This is a genomic window from Halobellus sp. H-GB7, from assembly GCF_030848585.1.
GTDB classification, from domain to species: Archaea; Halobacteriota; Halobacteria; order Halobacteriales; family Haloferacaceae; genus Haloquadratum; species Haloquadratum inordinatus.
Map to the genome: position 1 here is coordinate 275,642 of NZ_JAVDDW010000001.1, position 16,588 is coordinate 292,229.

The 16,588-nt window shown below is 67.0% G+C and carries 18 protein-coding genes; 7 read left to right on the forward strand and 11 right to left on the reverse strand.

The annotated features are described in order from the left end of the window. Positions 1-16 precede the first annotated feature (16 nt). From RBH22_RS01500 to trpC, 6 genes are all read right to left on the reverse strand, one after another. Positions 17-442: an Hsp20/alpha crystallin family protein gene (locus RBH22_RS01500; RefSeq protein ID WP_256546536.1), complete on the reverse strand. Its 426-nt coding sequence runs from the start codon at positions 440-442 to the stop codon at positions 17-19. Next, positions 439-597, reverse strand: coding sequence for a hypothetical protein (locus tag RBH22_RS01505; protein ID WP_199722980.1), 159 nt, complete (start codon positions 595-597; stop codon positions 439-441). Before RBH22_RS01505 ends, RBH22_RS01500 begins: the two co-directional genes overlap by 4 nt. A gap of 160 nt (positions 598-757) precedes the next feature. Beyond that, positions 758-1,552, reverse strand: a complete 795-nt coding sequence (locus RBH22_RS01510; protein ID WP_306676332.1) for a 2-amino-3,7-dideoxy-D-threo-hept-6-ulosonate synthase — start codon at positions 1,550-1,552, stop codon at positions 758-760. A gap of 27 nt (positions 1,553-1,579) precedes the next feature. After that, entirely contained in the window at positions 1,580-2,419 is an 840-nt protein-coding gene (trpA, locus tag RBH22_RS01515) for a tryptophan synthase subunit alpha (protein ID WP_256287946.1), read from the reverse strand. A gap of 1 nt (position 2,420) precedes the next feature. Beyond that, the gene (gene trpB, locus RBH22_RS01520) at positions 2,421-3,668 is read right to left on the reverse strand and encodes a tryptophan synthase subunit beta (protein WP_306676333.1); all 1,248 of its coding nucleotides are present in this window, start codon (positions 3,666-3,668) and stop codon (positions 2,421-2,423) included. Next, positions 3,665-4,543: an indole-3-glycerol phosphate synthase gene (gene trpC, locus RBH22_RS01525; RefSeq protein ID WP_306676334.1), complete on the reverse strand. Its 879-nt coding sequence runs from the start codon at positions 4,541-4,543 to the stop codon at positions 3,665-3,667. The genes trpB and trpC overlap by 4 nt, the downstream gene beginning before the upstream one ends. 131 nt (positions 4,544-4,674) lie before the next feature. On the opposite strand from trpC, the gene RBH22_RS01530 reads away from it, so the two are divergent. Continuing rightward, entirely contained in the window at positions 4,675-5,127 is a 453-nt protein-coding gene (locus RBH22_RS01530; protein ID WP_256546541.1) for an MGMT family protein, read from the forward strand. A gap of 34 nt (positions 5,128-5,161) precedes the next feature. Here the strand turns inward: RBH22_RS01530 and RBH22_RS01535 are convergent, their stop codons facing one another. Both RBH22_RS01535 and lonB read right to left on the reverse strand, forming a co-directional pair. Then, on the reverse strand, positions 5,162-6,136 hold the full coding sequence (locus RBH22_RS01535) for a type II CAAX endopeptidase family protein (protein ID WP_256546542.1): 975 nt from the start codon (positions 6,134-6,136) through the stop codon (positions 5,162-5,164). Between the two features lie 5 nt (positions 6,137-6,141). Further along, a complete protein-coding gene (gene lonB / locus RBH22_RS01540; protein ID WP_256546543.1) occupies positions 6,142-8,301 on the reverse strand; it encodes an ATP-dependent protease LonB in 2,160 nt (719 codons plus the stop codon). 166 nt (positions 8,302-8,467) lie between these two features. On the opposite strand from lonB, the gene RBH22_RS01545 reads away from it, so the two are divergent. Together RBH22_RS01545 and RBH22_RS01550 are read left to right on the forward strand one after the other, a co-directional pair. Then, positions 8,468-9,004: a nicotinamide-nucleotide adenylyltransferase gene (locus RBH22_RS01545; protein ID WP_306676336.1), complete on the forward strand. Its 537-nt coding sequence runs from the start codon at positions 8,468-8,470 to the stop codon at positions 9,002-9,004. A 7-nt stretch (positions 9,005-9,011) separates the two neighbouring features. After that, on the forward strand, positions 9,012-9,818 hold the full coding sequence (locus tag RBH22_RS01550) for an SAM-dependent chlorinase/fluorinase (RefSeq protein WP_306676337.1): 807 nt from the start codon (positions 9,012-9,014) through the stop codon (positions 9,816-9,818). A 44-nt stretch (positions 9,819-9,862) separates the two neighbouring features. On the opposite strand, the gene thsA is transcribed toward RBH22_RS01550, so the two are convergent. Next, on the reverse strand, positions 9,863-11,431 hold the full coding sequence (gene thsA / locus RBH22_RS01555) for a thermosome subunit alpha (protein WP_306676338.1): 1,569 nt from the start codon (positions 11,429-11,431) through the stop codon (positions 9,863-9,865). A gap of 248 nt (positions 11,432-11,679) precedes the next feature. Between thsA and RBH22_RS01560 the strand changes: the two genes are divergently transcribed. Further along, positions 11,680-12,510 carry an amidohydrolase family protein gene (locus RBH22_RS01560; RefSeq protein WP_256546547.1) on the forward strand — a complete coding sequence of 277 codons (831 nt, stop codon included), beginning with the start codon at positions 11,680-11,682 and terminating at the stop codon, positions 12,508-12,510. 102 nt (positions 12,511-12,612) lie between these two features. On the opposite strand, the gene RBH22_RS01565 is transcribed toward RBH22_RS01560, so the two are convergent. Both RBH22_RS01565 and RBH22_RS01570 read right to left on the reverse strand, forming a co-directional pair. Then, on the reverse strand, positions 12,613-13,515 hold the full coding sequence (locus RBH22_RS01565) for a glycosyltransferase family A protein (RefSeq protein ID WP_256546548.1): 903 nt from the start codon (positions 13,513-13,515) through the stop codon (positions 12,613-12,615). 123 nt (positions 13,516-13,638) lie between these two features. Beyond that, positions 13,639-14,361 carry a class I SAM-dependent methyltransferase gene (locus tag RBH22_RS01570; protein ID WP_256546549.1) on the reverse strand — a complete coding sequence of 241 codons (723 nt, stop codon included), beginning with the start codon at positions 14,359-14,361 and terminating at the stop codon, positions 13,639-13,641. 201 nt (positions 14,362-14,562) lie between these two features. Between RBH22_RS01570 and RBH22_RS01575 the strand changes: the two genes are divergently transcribed. The 3 genes from RBH22_RS01575 to RBH22_RS01585 all read left to right on the forward strand — a co-directional run bounded on the left by RBH22_RS01575 (position 14,563) and on the right by RBH22_RS01585 (position 16,586). Continuing rightward, a complete protein-coding gene (locus RBH22_RS01575; protein ID WP_306676339.1) occupies positions 14,563-14,835 on the forward strand; it encodes a helix-turn-helix domain-containing protein in 273 nt (90 codons plus the stop codon). Between the two features lie 110 nt (positions 14,836-14,945). Beyond that, positions 14,946-15,749, forward strand: coding sequence for an MBL fold metallo-hydrolase (locus RBH22_RS01580; RefSeq protein WP_306676340.1), 804 nt, complete (start codon positions 14,946-14,948; stop codon positions 15,747-15,749). Between the two features lie 66 nt (positions 15,750-15,815). After that, positions 15,816-16,586 carry a YkgJ family cysteine cluster protein gene (locus RBH22_RS01585; protein ID WP_306676341.1) on the forward strand — a complete coding sequence of 257 codons (771 nt, stop codon included), beginning with the start codon at positions 15,816-15,818 and terminating at the stop codon, positions 16,584-16,586. The last annotated feature ends 2 nt before the right edge of the window (positions 16,587-16,588 follow it).

Genomic DNA, 16,588 nt, shown 5'->3' on the forward strand with positions numbered 1-16,588 from the left:
AAGGGCCGCTCGGCGCTCAGGCGTCGTCGCCGCGCTTCGGGAGTCTGATTCGGAGCGTGCCCGCGTCGGTGACGGTCGCCGAGGCGTTTTCGGCGTCGACGGCGGCCCCTTCGGGAAGCCGCGCCGCCCCGTCTAAGGCGAGCCCGCGTCCGGGAAAGCGCATCTCGAAGCCCTCATAGAAGTCACGGAAGCGGTCGATGCGGACCTGTACCTCGCCGTTCTCGAAGCGCACCTGCACGTCTTTCTCGCGGACGCCCGGCGCGTCGAAGACGACGAGGTAGGCGTCGTCGCTCTCTAAGAGGTCGTACGGCAGCGGCTTTCGCTCCTGCACGCGCGCGACGCTGCGGCCGACGCGTTCCAGTGCGTTCTCGGCGACCGATTCGCCGATCTCGCGCAACCGCTCGGGATCGCCGAGGTCGCTGAGCTTTCTGAAGCCGCTCATAGCTCGATCGCCTCCAGGGGCTCGCTCCCGCGGCAGTACGGACAGACGAAGTCGGCGACGCCGACGTCGTCGGGCATATCGTACGTGTAATGAAGCTCGAACATATCCATCTCGCACTCGTCGTCGGTGCACCGTACTTCGAGCGTAGTAGGCATATCCACGGCTTGGCTCGCCACGATGATAAACGCGCGGGCTCGGCCCGCTCTGCCGGACGGGAGCGGGCCGCTGCCGGACGGCGACGTGAGACCACCATCGTCGCTACAGGGCGCGAGGAGAGGAGAATACGACCGCCCGTCGGGCGGTAATCGGCGTCGGTTACGCTTCGAGACCGAGGCCGCCGGCCTCGACTGCCTCGTCGACGTCGGCGTCGTCGTGGATGATCGCGCTGACGGTCCGGGTGATCGCTTCGGGGTCGTCGTGCTGGAAGATCGAACGCCCCATCGAGACGCCCGCCGCGCCGGCGTCCATCGCGCCGCGGACCATCTCTGCGGTCTCGCGGTCAGTCCCGCGGCTACCACCGGCGATGACGACGGGGAGCCGCGTCGCCTCACAGACGCGCTCGAAGGAGTCAGCGTCGCCGGAGTAGGCGGTCTTCACGACGTCGGCACCGAGTTCCTCGGCGATGCGGACGGCGTGTGCGAGGCTCTCGGCGTCGTGTTCGTCGACGCCCGGCCCGCGCGCGTAGCTCATCGCGAGGACCGGAATCCCGAGCTGGTGGGCGGTTTCGGTCAGCTCGCCGAGTTCGGTCAGCTGATCGGGCTCGTGATCGCTGCCGATGTTGATGTGGAAGGAGACCGCGTCCGCACCCGCGCGGAGCGCTTCTTCGACCGAGCCCGTCCGCCGTTTGTCCTCTTCGTCGGGACCGATGACCGTCGAGCCGTTGAGGTGGACGATGTAGCCTTTCCCGTTCTTGTTTCCGTGGACGCGCGGTGCGACGCCTTTCTGCGTGAGGACGGCGTCCGCGCCGCCGCGCGTGATCGAGTCAACTGTCGATTCGAGGTCTACGAGGCCCTTTACAGGGCCGAGTGTGATACCGTGGTCCATCGGGACGACGAGGTATCGCCCCCCTGTCGAGATGCGATCGAGTCGGGCTGTGAGTCCTGCGTTCATCGTGTGAGAAACTGTGGCAACCGTCGGTTATTTGCCTTCCGCTTGGGGCACGCGTTGTTCGTATCCGCGCAGGGCGCCGTCCTTCAGTTCGCGGGCCTTCTCTTCCAGCCGCGCGGCGACGGCGTCCGCGGATTTCCCGGTCTCGTGACCTTCAGCGACGATGTCAACGAGCGCGCTCCCGACGATGATTCCGTCCGCCCCGGCGGCGACGATCCGCTCGGCGTGATCGCCGGTCTTGATCCCGAACCCGACGGCCTTCGGCACGTCGTAGTCGGCGAGGCGTTCGAGACTCTCCTCGGTCTGTCCGGAAACGTCGTCCTGCGCGCCGGTGACGCCCAGCCGCGCCTGTACGTAGACGTAGCCGGAGACCTGCGACATAATTCGGTCTAGGCGCTCGCCGCGCGTCGTGGGAGCGACGATGAAGACGAGGTCGAGTCCGAACTCGTCGCACGCGTCCCGCAGGGGGTCGGCCTCCTCTGCAGGGAGGTCGGGGACGACGAACCCCGAGAGGCCGAGTTCCGCGGCGCGCTCGACGAACGGCCGCGGCCCGGGCTCGTCGCCGTACTGGAAGATGAGATTGTAGTAGGTCATACAGACCAGCGGAACGTCCACGTCGAGGTCGTCGACGAACTGGAAGAACCGATCCGGGGTCATCCCCCCTTCGAGCGCCCGCACGACGGCGTTCTGGATCGTCGATCCCTCGGCGACCGGTTCCGAAAAGGGGAGGCCGAGTTCGATGACGTCCGCGCCGCCGCGTTCGAGCGCCTCGACGTATTTCAGCGAGGACTCGTAGTCGGGGTCGCCGGCGGCGAGATACGGGACGAACGCCGGCCCGTCGGCGAATGCGGCGTCGAGGTCGTCGGCCATCTCAGATCCCCCCCGAGAACTCCGCCAGCGACGGCGCGGCCTCGATGTCTCGATTTTCGGTCTCCTCGATGACGGTTTCGAGATCTTTGTCGCCGCGGCCGGAGACGTTCACCAGAACCGTCTCCCCGAGGTCCTCGTAATTTTCTTCCAGGTAGCCGAACGCGTGGGCTGTCTCCAGCGCGGGGATCACGCCTTCGAGCTGTGAGAGCCGGTGGAACGCTTCCAGCGCGCAGTCGTCGTCGACGTTGACCGCGTTCACGCGCTCCTCGTCGACGAGCTGGGCGAGTTCGGGGCCGACGCCGGCGTAGTCGAGGCCGGAGGAGACGCTGTGGCTCTCCATAATCTGGCCGTCGCTGTCCTGGAGGAGCTTGGTCCGCGCCCCGTGAAGGACGCCCTCCTCGCCCGTCGACAGCGACGCGGAGTTCGGCGCGACTCCCGCTTCCTCGTCGACTTCGAGCGTCGAGCCGCCGGCCTCGACGGCGTACAGCCCGACGTCTTCGTCGTCGACGAAGTGCGCGAACGTCCCCATCGTGTTCGACCCGCCGCCGGCGCACGCGAGCACCGAGTCCGGGAGTCCGCCCGTCTGTTCGCGAAGCTGGCGGCGTGCCTCCTCGGAGATGACCGCCTGGAAGTCCCGAACCATGGCCGGGAAGGGATGCGGGCCGACGACCGACCCGATGACGTAGTGGGTGTCCTCGACGTTCGTCGCCCAGTCGCGCATCGTCTCGGAGATGGCTTCTTTCAGCGTGCCGCGGCCGGTCGTGACCGGATTGACCTCCGAGCCGTTGAGCCGCATCCGGAAGACGTTCGGGCGCTGGCGGTTGATGTCGCGCTCGCCCATGTAGATCTCACAGGGCATATCCAGGTGGGCTGCCGCCATCGCCGTCGCGGTGCCGTGCTGTCCCGCGCCGGTCTCGGCGACGATCCGCTCTTTGCCCATATACTTCGCCAGGAGGACCTGGCCGAGCGCGTTGTTGAGTTTGTGCGCGCCGCCGTGGAGCAGGTCCTCGCGCTTTAAGTAGACCTCGCGGCCGTAGCGCTCTGAGAGGCGCTCGGCGTGCTGGGTCGGCGTCGGTCGCCCGCCGAAGTCCCGCAGTCGCGCGCGGAACTCGTCCATAAACCCGTCCTCGTTCTCCAGTACGTAGCGCTCGTAGGCGTCGGTCAACTCTTCGATCGCCGGCATCAGCGCCTCTGGTACGTACTGTCCACCGTACTTGCCGAACTTGCCGTCCGCGTATTGCTGTGTCATCGTGTGTCGGTATCCGTGGCTGTGTCTGTCGTTTTCGCGTCTGTCACCGCTGTCGCGTCTGTGCTTGCCGCCTCCGCCGTCGAATCTCTGTTCGTACGCTCGGCGTCGGCCGTGGTGAGTCGCTCGGTGTTCGTCTCGACGTCGCCGTCCATAATGGCCGTCCCGATCAGGAGCGCGTCCGCGCCCGCGGCGCGCATCCGCCGGACGTCGTCGACGCTCGCCACGCCGCTCTCGGCGAGGAGTGTCACGTCCTCGGGAACGTGGGGGGAGAGACGCTCGAACGTCCCCAGATCGACTTCTAACTGCCCCAGGTCACGGTTGTTGATGCCGATGATCTCCGCGCCGACGTCGAGCGCTCGGTCGAGTTCCGCGCGCGTGTGAACCTCAACGAGCGGCTGGAACCCCCGCTCTTCGGCCGCCTCGTACAGGGCCGCGAGGGAGTCCGTGTCGTCCTCGTCGAGGAAGCGCGCGATGAGTAAGACCAGATCCGATTCGACGACGTCGAGTTGCTCCTCGCGGACGACGAAGTCCTTGCGAAGCACCGGTACGTCGACGGCCTCGCGGATGCGCCGGAGGTTCTCCGTCGACCCGCCGAAGTGTTCTGGCTCGGTCAGCACCGACAGCGCCGTCGCGCCGCCCGCAACCATCTCACGCGCGAGCGCGACCGGATCGTCGGTCCGTTCGCCGTCGGTCGTCGGGCTGGTCGGCTTGACCTCGGCGACGACGGGGACGCGTCCGGCCGCCTCCGCCGTCGCGACCGCCTCGGGGAACGACCGCGCGTCGACGTCGAGCGTCCCCTCACCGCCGGACCGCTCGCGGGCCGCCGCGAGGATCGACCGCACCTCGGGGGCAAGTTTGTCCTCACTAGCGTTCATCTATGTCCATTAACGGACGCATTTGCACATAAGGCTTGCGCGTCGCGGCCGGGTCCATCCTCGGCGGTCAGCGGAGCGACGCCGGTCCTGTATCGCGAACGTTCAAGAACGATGGCGCGCAACGCGGGAGTATGGACGTCGGCGTCTTCGCCCGCGAATCCGACCGGCTGGGCCGGTCGATCGAGATCGGGATCGCCAGCGGCCGCGTGATCAGCGTCTCGTTCCCGGCGTCGCCGCCGGCGGACGCAGCATCCGATCACCCGCTGCTGGATCGCGCCTTCGCGTACCTCGACGGCGCGTCCGACCACTTCGACGACGTCGAGGTCGCACTCACGGTCCCGACCGAACAGCGGCGCGTCTTGGAAGCGACGCGCAACGTCCCCTACGGCGAGACGGTGTCACTGGACCGCGTGATGCGGATGGCCGACCTCGACCCCGACGAAGCCGAGGACGTGGAAACTGCGCGAGCCGCGTTAGCGGAGAATCCGGTGCCGCTTTTCGTCCCGGACCATCGCGTCCGCGACGCCCCCAGCGGCGCGCCCGCGTCGGTCACAGAACGGTTGCGAGAGATCGAGTCGGTTTGAGGAGACCTGCAGAACGTCGGCGCGGCCCACGCTATCAGTTATCGCGTGCCCACTCGACGCCGAGTCCTTCGTGCACGACGAACTCCAGCGCGTTCACGAGATAGTGCGCGACCACGACGACGAGGAGACTTCCAGTCACGACGAACGCCGCCGCGAGGACGAAGCCCAGCGTCCCGGTCACGAGCACACCGAGGCGACCCTGTGCGCCGTGTCCAAGCGCGAATGCACCCGAGGAAACGACGGCCATCACCCACGGTGAGACGTCGTAGCCGGCCGCGACGACGCCGACGAGTGCTCCCCGAAAGAGCAGTTCCTCGAAGCCCGCGATGATGGGCAAAACGACGAGCAACAGGACCGCCCAACCGAGCAGCGTGTCCGGTGCGAGCGCGCTTCGCAGTCGCTCACCCTCGCCGAGTCCGAACTGGGCGCCGACGGCCGCGCCGGCCTCGTTCGCGGCGTAGAGCGCGAGGCCGAGGCCGACGCCGATCGCGAGGGCGCGCACGCTGACAGTTTCTGCAGCGACGCCGAACGCCCACGCGGGGATCTCGGCGTACCACGCACCTGCGAGCAGGAGCACGCCAAAGAGGCCCTGCGAGACGGCGACGTTCGCGAGTAGCGACGCGGTCGAGAGTTCCCGTGCGGGCGCGGACCCGCCCTGATTCAGACCCGCATCTGTCACCCGGTACTCGACGCCGGACTTCGGCAGCACGATCGTCTCCTCGTCGTGGCGCGCCTTCGCAGCCTCGTCGGTCGCGTCGACGCGCTGAAACGCTCCGACTTCGGTGGGCTCGCCGTGATCTGTCTCCGAGCCGCGAGCGGCGGCGTTCGCGCCGGTCTCACTATCGGCGTCGGTCGATCGCGGCCTCGCGGCTCGCCCCTGCTGATCGACGTCGCCGTCGCTCTGTGTGTGATCTCGTTCGGAAAGCACGCCGCGTGACGCGTGCGAAAGTAAGAGGAGTCCCGCGGTGACGACGAACGCGAATCCGGCGAACGTCGCCCACTGGGGCATAGACGTTACTGCGGGCTCGGGCTAGAGGGTCCGGAGACGTTCTCACCCTGCGAGAGCGCCGAGCCGGTGATGCTCTTGAGGCGGTCGACGAGCGAGTCCTTCTCGGGCTCGCCTTCGAGCGCGATGTCGAGCACTTCGCTGATGTGGGAGACGGGGATGATCTCGACCATCTCCTCGTACTCCTCTTCGATCATCACGTCTTGCATATTCGCGGCCGGGATGATGACCCGGTCACAGCCGGACTTGGCGGCGGCCTCGATCTTGTGCGTGACCCCGCCGACCGGGAGCACGTCGCCGCGGACCGACAGCGAGCCGGTCATCGCGAGCGACTGATCGACGCCCATATCTTCGAGCGCGGAGATGACCGCGGTCGCGACGGTGATGGACGCGGAGTCGCCGTCGACGCCCTGCTGGCCGGTCTGGACGAACTGGATGTGGATGTCCTTCTCGGAGATGTTCTCGTCGGAGAACTTCTTGATGATCGCCGAGACGTTCGAGACGGCCTCTTGGGCCATCTCCTTCAGCTGGCCGGTCGCGATGACCTCACCGGGACCCTGCGACGGCGTGACTTCGGCCATCACGGGGAGCATAATGCCCGAGTCTTCGCCCATCACGGCGAGCCCGTTGACGCGGCCGACCTCGTAGCCTTCCGAGACCTGCAGTTCGTAGTCCTTCCGGCGCTCGATGTAGTCGTCCGCGAGCTGCTGTTCGATCGAGCGGCTGCGACCCTTCGCCTGCAGCACGTGATCGCGCGTGACAGCGTCGGCGTCCTCCGAGCGGGCGATGTCGCCGGCAACCCGGACGAGCCCACCCAGATTACGCAGTTTGAGCGTCAGGTGGCCCTTGCGGCCGGCACGCCGCCGCGCTTCGAGGATGATCTCCTCGATCGCCTCGGCGGAATACTCCGGCAGGCGGCCGTCCTTGCTGACTTCCTGGGCCACGAAGCGGGCGTACTTCCGGCGCATCTCTGGGGTGTCCTCGATGGTGTCGTCCATATACACCTCGTACCCGTAGCCCTTGATCCGCGAGCGCAGGGCGGGGTGCATATTCTCCATCGCGTCGAGGTTCCCCGCGGCGATCATGATGAAGTCCGTCGGGACGGGTTCGGTCTGGACCATCGCGCCCGAGGAGCGCTCGGACTGGCCGGTGATCGAGAACTCGCCCTCCTGGATCGCCGTCATCAGGTGCTGCTGGCTGCGGATGTCGAGCGTGTTGATCTCGTCGATGAACAGCACGCCCTTGTTCGCCTTGTGGATCGCGCCGGGTTCGACGCGGTCGTGGCTCGGCGTCTCCATCCCACCGGACTGGAACGGGTCGTGGCGGACGTCGCCGAGCAGTGCACCGGCGTGGGCGCCGGTCGCGTCCTCGAAGGGCGCGGTCGTCGTGTCGGCGTTGTTCACGATGAGGTTCGGCACCATCGCGTCGCCACCGCGCGAGCCGTAGCGGAACGCGAGGTAGATGACACCGGCTGCGAGGATGCCGAGCAGGATCTGCCCGGCGATGATGAACGAGTAGCCGATGACGATCGCGATGATGATCCACATGAGGAACGAGCGCATCTGGTTGCGCTTTCTCGCTTCCTCTTTGTGGGCCTCGACGATCTGCTCGCCTTTCCCGGCGGGAACGGTCCGAACCTTGGGGTTGTTCCCGTCGTCGGGGTTGTGATAGACGAGGACGTCCTGCAGTTCTTCGGGCGGCAGCAGCTCCGACATCGCCTTCGCGAGCATCGACTTGCCCGTCCCGGGCGAGCCGATCATCATCACGTGCCGCCGTTGCTTTGCAGCCTTCATTACCACGTCTCGGGCGTGTTCCTGCCCGATGACCTGGTCGACGAGCCGGTCCGGAACGTCGATCTCTTCCGTGGAGTCGATCCGCAGTCCACCGAGGAGGTCGTCTTCGTCGACGTCCTCTGCGACCTCGGCGTCGACTTCGACGTCGCTTCCGAGGTCCTCGATGGTTCCCTCGACGCTTCCATCGGATTGACCGTTCCGGTCTCCGGGACGGTCGCCTCGCTCGTCGGGTCCGACGGCTCCGTCGGACGGTTCGTCGGCGACCCCGTCGGGGAACCGCTCACTGCCGTCAGACGGCGGTGAGTCGGGCGCCTCGTCGGTGACGCCGCCCCCCTCTTCGGGGGCGTTCTCGTCGGCTTCCGTGTCGTTACTCATAGAATCCTTCGCTACCTATACGGTAGGCCGGGCGACTGATATACTTTCTCCTCGAATGTATCGGGCCTGCACCCTCGATATCGACTGTTTCAGGCCGCTTATGTGCTGTATTACCGCTCTGCCGCGTCTCGGGGTATTTATAAATGATGGCAGCCACAGTTGTGGTATGCGGGGGTTCTATATCGGCCGGTTCCAGCCCTACCACAACGGGCACCACCGGATGGTCGAGGAGATCGCACGTGAGGTCGACGAACTCGTCCTCGGGATCGGATCGGCTGGCGACTCTCACAGCCCGCGGAATCCGTTCACGGCCGGCGAGCGCGTGATGATGGTGACGAAGTCCGTCTCGGACCTCGATATCACTACCTACGCGGTCCCGATCGAGGACCTCGACCGGAACTCCGTCTGGGTGAGCCACGTCCAGAGTATGTCGCCCGCGTTCGACGTCGCCTACTCCAACAACCCGCTCGTCATCCAACTGTTCTCGGAGGCGGGCGTCGACGTCCGCCAGTCGCCGATGTTCAATCGGGACGTCCTCGAAGGCGCGGAACTCCGCTCGCGGATGATCCACGGCGAGGACTGGCAGAGTCTGGTGCCGGACCCCGTCGTCGACGTCGTCGAGGAGATCAACGGCATAGAGCGCATCCAGAGCGTCAGCGACACCGACGCTACTAACGGCGACAGCAGTACGGACCCCGAGTGAGAGAGTAATGCTCACGCTCGCCTCCGACTTCGGCTCCCCGTACCCGGCCGCGATGAAAGGCGTCGTCCTCCAGCACACCGACGCCCGCCTCGTCGACGTCGCCCACGATCTCCCCCGCCAGGACGTCCGCGCCGCCGCGTTCTGGTGTCGCGAGACACTCCCGTACTTCCCGCCCGCGGTCCACCTCGTCGTCGTCGACCCCGGCGTCGGCACCGACCGCGACGCGCTCGTCGTCCGCGCGGGTGAGCACGCGCTTGTCGGCCCCGACAACGGCGTGTTGCTGCCGGCGGCGCGTCGCCTCGCTGCGAACACTGACGAGACCGTCCCCATCGAGTGCTTCGTCTACGACCACGCCGACCCCGCCTCGTCGACGTTCCACGGACGGGACGTGTTCGCTCCCGTGGCCGCCGAAGTCCACGAAGCAGGCGTCGACGCCGTCGGATCGATCGACGCGGTGACACACGCGGAGACGTTCGTCGCCGCTGACGCACCCGAAACAGTCGTCGACTGCCGGTTCCCGGAACCGACGCTGGACCCCAGCGCGAACGAGGCGCGCGGCGAAGTCCTCGTCGTCGACGACTTCGGCAACGCGATCACGAACGTCCCCGGTTCCTTCCTCGACGGTCGTGAGGGCGACGACCTCGGCGTGAACGGCACCTCCGCGACCGTCGCGACTGCGTTCGCGGACGTTCCCGAGGGCGCACGCCTGGTGACTGTCGGGAGCCACGGCTACGTCGAATGCGACGTGAATAGGGGTCGTGGGGACGAGGCGTTCGACCTCGCCCCCGGTGACGACGTCGTACTCTCGGAGTGAGGCGCGCTTCTGGGGGAAGGACGCTTATTGGGAGCGAGACGTGCTTACTTCGCGGCGATGACGTCGTCGATGCGGATGATCATCGTCGCCGCTTCAGTGGCGGCGGTGACGGCTTCGCGCTTCACGGCCGCGGGGTCGAAAACGCCCGCCTCGATCGGGTCGCCAACTTCGCCAGTTCGCCCCGTCGAGAGAATCCCCGCGACGCCGTCGCGGTCGAACGTCGATCGGAGTTCGACGACGGCGTCGATCGGGTCCATTCCGGCGTTCGTCGCGAGCGTGCGCGGGAGCGCCTCGACGGCGTCGGCGAAGGCCTCGACCGCGAGCTGTTTGCGTCCCTGCACGCCGCTCGCTGCCGAGCGGATGTGATCTGCGACCGCGACTTCGGTCGCGCCGGCGCCGGGGACGACGCCGCCCGCGTCGATCGCGGCGACGGTGACGTCGACGGCGTCCGAAATCGCCCGTTCGAGTTCGTCGACGACGTGTTCGGTCCCGCCGCGGAGCAGGAGCGTCACCGTTTTCGCGGCGTCGCCGCCCTCGACGAAGGTGAGTTCGTCGTCGCCGAACGTCCGGGTCGCGATCCGGTCTGCGTGGCCGAAGTCGGCGGGATCGAGATCGCGCACGTCGCCGAGTTGCTTCGCGCCGGTCGCCCGGGCGATAGCGCGCGCATCCGCGGACTTCACGCTCTTGAACGCGAGGATGCCCTGCCGCGCGAGGTGGTCGACGACGCGGTCGGCGATCGACTTCGTGCAGAAGACGACGTCGACGCCGGCGTCCGCCAGTGCCGTCGCGTACCCGCGGAGTTCCGCGTCTTCGGCCTCGATCGCGGCTTCGAGTTGGTCGACCGAGGAGATGCTGTATTCGGTGCCGGCTTCGCCCTCGCGGACGTCGAGTTTCGTCGTCAGGACGGCGACTGTCGCGTCCTCGACGGATCGGGGCATTCCGTCGTGAGCGCGCGACTTGTCGACGACCACGCCCTCGACTAGTTCGGTCGCCGACGACGACGCGCCCGTGCGGGTGAGGATGCGCACGTCGTCGGCGTCGAAGGGTTCGCTTCCGTCGTGGACCGCGCGGACGGCGTCGACGACGTGGCGCGCGAGCACGTCGGCGGTGACGTCGCCGGTTCCTTTGCCGGTCATCGACGACTCCGCGACGGCCGCCAGCACGTCGTCGTCGAGTGTCACGTCGAGCACCTGGTTCTCGATTGCCTCCTGGGCGAGTCGGGCGGCCTCGTTGTAGCCCTCGATGATGACCGTCGGATGGAGGTCGTCGTCGAGGAGGTGCTCTGCGTGCGAGAGGAGTTCGCCCGTCAGTACCGATGCGGTGGTGGTGCCGTCGCCGACGCTCTCTTCTTGGGTCTGTGCGACCTCGACGATCATCTGAGCGGCCGGGTGTTCGATGTCCATCTCCTCGAGGATCGTCGCGCCGTCGTTGGTGACGACGACGTTGCCCCCCGAATCGACGAGCATTTTGTCCATCCCGCGCGGACCGAGCGTCGTCCGAACGGCGCTCGCGACGGCCTTGCCCGCCCGGATGTTCGAGTCCTGTGCGTCACCCCCGCGGGTGCGCTCGCTGCTTCCGGAGAGAACGTACAGTGGCTGCATACGTGTCGACATATTTATGGAACCTCGACGGGAAAGACGTTAGCAGTTCTATATGTACATTTCGGATTTCAGGGTCTGAATGCCGCTAAGGGTCTTCTAAGCGTGATTGTGTGTGTCTCGATACGGAGTGCCAGCAAGCGAGCGACGGTTTGTGACACTTTATGTATGTTTCACGGGGTGCCAGGGCACGACGGGAGCCGCCCGCACGCAGCGGACGCATTCGCCAAGGTATATTTGCGTCGCCGCGACAGTGTCCGACGATGCTCGAGTTGAACCACGGGTTTCGGGTCGTCGACCTCCACGCGCGGTTGGATCCGACCGACGAGGCGGAGGTCGCGAGCCGCGGCCGCGAGACGACGCCCGAATCGCTCGAACGCGAACTCCACCAGGCGGGCGTCGTCAAGGCGGTCGTTTCGCCGGGGAGCCGCCCCGCCGACGAGGGGTACCTCCGGGCGAACAACGCGGTCGCGCGGCTGAGCGTCGAACGCCCGTTTCTCGCGTTCGCGCGCATCGACGGCCCGCGCGATCCGAGTTCCCGTGCGTCTGCTCGGCTCCGTAACCTCACCGCCTCGCGGGCGTCACACCACGCCAGTCCCGAGGACATCGAGCAGTACGCCTACGACGACCGGTTTCACGGCTTCACGCTCGCCCCCGACCGAGACGGGCTCCCCGACGAGGCGACGCTGGATCAACTGGAGGACGTCGGACTCCCGGTCGTCGTCGACGGCGGCCGCGAGTTTCCGCCCGCGGCGGTCGCCGAGACGCTCTTGGATCGCGATTTCCCGGTCGTTCTCGCCGGCTTCGGCGGCTACCCGCTCGACCGCGAACTGATGCTCGAGGCCATCGAACTCCTCGATCAGTACGATCAGCTCTATCTGGACACGAAACACGTCCACTTCCGGAGCGTCCTCGAACGCGCGCTGCTGGAACATCCCGACCGCGTGCTGTTCGGGAGCGGGGCACCCGAGACGCACCCGAACGTCGGCGTGATGGAGATTCTGACGCTCGACGTCTCCGAGGACGCGATGCGGCGCGCGTTCTCGACGAACCCCTCACGGGTCGTCCCCGGACTCGCGCCCGGCGAAGACTGATAGGGATTATCGTCACTGTTCGGAGATTCTCGCCGTATCGTCTGGCGAGACATCTATGAGGACGTACGATAACCCCTATGACTTCCCGGTTCGGGCCCGCGGTCAGCGCCAGTCGTACCTCGCGACCGCCCGGTCGGCGCGCTTCGAGCAGCCGTGCGGATTCCGGGTCGGGCTCTGATCTCTCGCGCGAGCGACGAGGCCGTCCGACCAGCCGGTCGCGACGCCGGCGACCACGTCGCGTCCGGTGCCGACCCAGCCCGTCGGTGTGGCATCGCCTGCGACGACGTCGCGGGCGGCCGCAATCGCATCCGAGCCCGCGTGCGAAACGATCCGACGGAGGACGGTCGGGCGGAGGCCGTAATTTTTCACCAGCCGATACGTCAGCGCCCGATACTTCCACCTGTGGTCGCGTTCGTCGACCCCGCCATCGGCTTCGTACTCCGTGCGGACGGACATCTCTGACTCCCAGGCGACGTCGTAGCCGAGTCCGGCAAGTCGGTGTGCGGCGTCGCGTGCACCTCCGGTTTCGAGGTACTCGTCGAAGCCGTCGAGGCGGTCGAGCACCGTGGCGCGGAAGGCGACGTTGCCGCCGTTGAAGTACGTCACGTCGCGCCCGCGGATCTGCCGGGTCTCCGGCGCGGTCGTCGTCATCCCGGCCGGCAGCGTCTCGTGGATGGGACCCGTCACGACTGCCGCGTTCTGTAGCCCTGCTTCGATGGCGGTCGTCCAGCCCTCTTCGATGGCGAGGTCGTGTCGGAGAAAAGCGACGACGTCGCCCGACGCGGCTCGAATCCCCGCGTTGCGAGAGACGTTCAGCGTCCGATCGGAGACTTCCACGAGCACGTCGACGTCGTCTCGGTCACGGATCATCCCCGTCGTCCCGTCGGCCGAGGGGCCGTTGACCACCACGACCTCGGCGTCGGGGGCGTGCGCGGCCAGGACGTCGAGCGTGGCCGCGAGATGGTCCCGTTCGTTCAGGGTCGGGACCACTACCGAGAGCTCCATACCCGTCGGTTGCGACACGAGAACTTAAATGTCGCACCTCGGGCCGACCGCGACTCGGACTCGCCGGGCGATTCGGCGGCGGAGCGGTCGGAGTACGAGACGACGCTCGTGGAACTGCTCGCGCTATCCGTGCTTGGCGGTGTCGACGGTCGCAGTCCAGTAGGAGACCGACGCCAGCGCGTCGCCGACCGACGTCTCGCCGATCGACGTGTCGAGGTCGCGGAACTCCTGGGCGATGCCGTTCGGAATCTTGCGGTAGAAGCCGTACGGGAGCAGGAAGTCGTGTGCGGCGTCGACCATCGACAGGCCGGCGCCGTCGAGCAGCCGTTCGACCTGATCCGAGGAGTAGAGATGCGAGCCCATCGGGAGCAGCCAATTGTAGACGACGCGGGTGCTCTGCTCGTTGAAGGTGTCGAAGAAGACGATGTCTTTCGAGACGCGAGCCATCTCGGCTATGAACTTCGCCGGCGTCTCCGCGAGGTGGAAAAACCGCATCGCGAAGACGGCGTCGAAGTGGTTGTCGGGGAAGGGCAGCCGGGCGGCGTCGCCGCGGAGGAACTCGATGTGGTCGTCGACGCCGGCCTGCCGAGCCTTCTCGCGGCCTTGGGCCAACATCGCGTTGGAGATGTCGAGTCCGACGATGTTCGCCCCGCGTTCGGCCAGCATCACGGTGAACCGCCCCGTCCCGCAGGCGATTTCGAGGACGTCTTTGTCCTCGACAGGTCCGATCGCTTCGACGACGGCCCGTTTCTCGCGGCTGTCGATGAGTCTCCCGCCCCGTGAGAACCGCTTCGAGTCGTACTCCTGGGCGACGTCGTCAGCCTGGTACCACTCCTTTCCTTTCACGCTATCTGCCAGTCCACGCTCGCGGACTAAAACCGTACTGGATGCGCGTCGCGTCCGCCCTCGCTTGAACGGATCGACGATCCGTCCGCTTGCCCCGTATTCGGATGCGAATTTTACGCCCTTGTATGTGTTTAAGGTCTACGGATTATATTGTCTCACTTGTAGACAACATTTACCAGCAATACGTTGCTCTGTGTGCCTATGAGCACCAGTACCGCAGAAATCGACGGCGACGATCTCCTCTCGGAATCGGAGTACCGCGACCGGCTCCGGGAGCTGCCGCCGAGCGCGAAACTCGTCGCCAAGGTTCTCGAAGGCGACGCGCCGCTCTCGCAGGGACAACTCGCCGAAGAATCGCTCCTTCCGGACCGGACCGTCCGCTACGCGCTCAACCGTCTGGAAGACGCCGACCTCGTCGGCTCCCGATACAGCTTCAAAGACGCCCGAAAGCAGGTCTACTACCTCAACACCTGACGGCTTCGGCGACTCGTCCTCCGTCGCTTTCCTTTTTCTTCTACACGCCGCTCACTCACTACGGGAGCCGTGACGGTAGCGTTTTCTTCCGACGGCCAGTAGCTCGGGCCGTGACTTCGGCCCGCCAGCGCGACGCCCCCGTTCGCCGCATCTCCGTCCCGGTCGACGGCCGCGTGCCGACCGGCTCGACGAACGCGTACCTCGTCGGCGACGATCCCGCACTGCTCGTCGATCCGCCCGCCCGGACCGACGACCTCGACGCCGCGGTCGCCGACGCCACCGTCGACCACATCGCCGTCACGCACGCACACTCCGACCATATCGGTGGTGTCGAATCGTACGCCGCCGAGACGGGCGCGACTGTCTGGTGTCGTCGCGGCCGCGAAGACCGCTTTGCGCGGGCTGCAGGGATCCGGCCCGATCGGACGTTCGTCGAGGGGAGCGAACTGCCGATCGGTGACGGCGTCTCCGTGATCGACGTGCCGGGGCACGCGCCCGACCACGTCGCCTTCGAGACTGCGAGCGGGACGCTCTGCGGCGACGTCGCCGTCGCCGAGGGGAGCGTCGCCGTCGCCGCGCCCGAGGGAGACATCCGCGCGTACCTCGTCGCACTCCGGCGGCTCTACGCCCGGAATCCATCGCAGTTGTTCCCTGGACACGGCCCCGCTATTGCGGACACGCGGGCCACCTGTGAACGCCTGATTCGGCACCGACTCGACCGCGAACAGCGGGTCCTCGATGCCGTCCGATCGGGTGCCACAAGCGTCGATGCGGTGCTCGACGCCGCCTACGACGCCGATCTCACCGGGGTCCGTGATCTCGCGCGGGCGACCGTCGTCGCGCACCTCGATAAACTGGACGTGGAGAACTCGGTCGTGTTCGACCGAACGGCCGAGACCGTCGAAGCGCGCTGACGGGTCGGCGTCGGAGCGTTTGTTGCTGATCGAGAAGATTTTGTCCGCGCCGCTGTGAGAGAAACCGTGAGCGACGCGCCGACGCTGGAGACCGAACTCGCCCGCGCTCGCGACCTGTCGGTGTCGGAACTGGCGGACGCGATCGAGTCGATCGGCTTCGAGTGCACGCGCTGTGGCGCGTGCTGTACGGGCCACGAGAGCGCCGATTCCGAGACCAGAGAGCCCCACACTGCGACGGTGTTCCCCGACGAAGTACGGGAGCTGCAGGCGGCCGCGAGCGGGGCCGGTGACGAACCGAGCGACGACGCTTCGGACGACGACGCTTCGGATGGCGACGCCGCGGAATCCTACGACTGGCGCGACGTCGCCCGCCCGATGCCGTACGGGATCACCGAGGGCGAGGACGGCCCCCAGGGCGAGACGTTCGAGTGGGCGATCCAGGCGGACGCCTGCGGCGACTGCGTGTTCTACGAAGAGAACGACGACGGGGGTGAGGAAGCCGGCCTCGGAGCCTGTCGTGTCCACGAGGACCGCCCGCTCATCTGTCGGACCTACCCGTTCAGCGTCGCGCTCGGCGGGACGAGCCAGCCGATGGGCGAGGCCGTCGACGAGGCCGGGATGGTCCGCGCCCACGAGTGCGAAGGACTGGGTCGCGACATCTCCCGCGCGGACGCGGAGGAGTTGGCGGCGGCGCTCAAAGAGCGCGCGGTCCGCGAACTGGAGGAGGCGATCGGCGTCCGCGACAACTACAGCCCCGTCGATACCGAGGGCGTCGTCGTGTACGACTCCGAGGGACCGAAGCGCGCGGACGGGTCGCCGATTCGCGACGCGGAGTAACC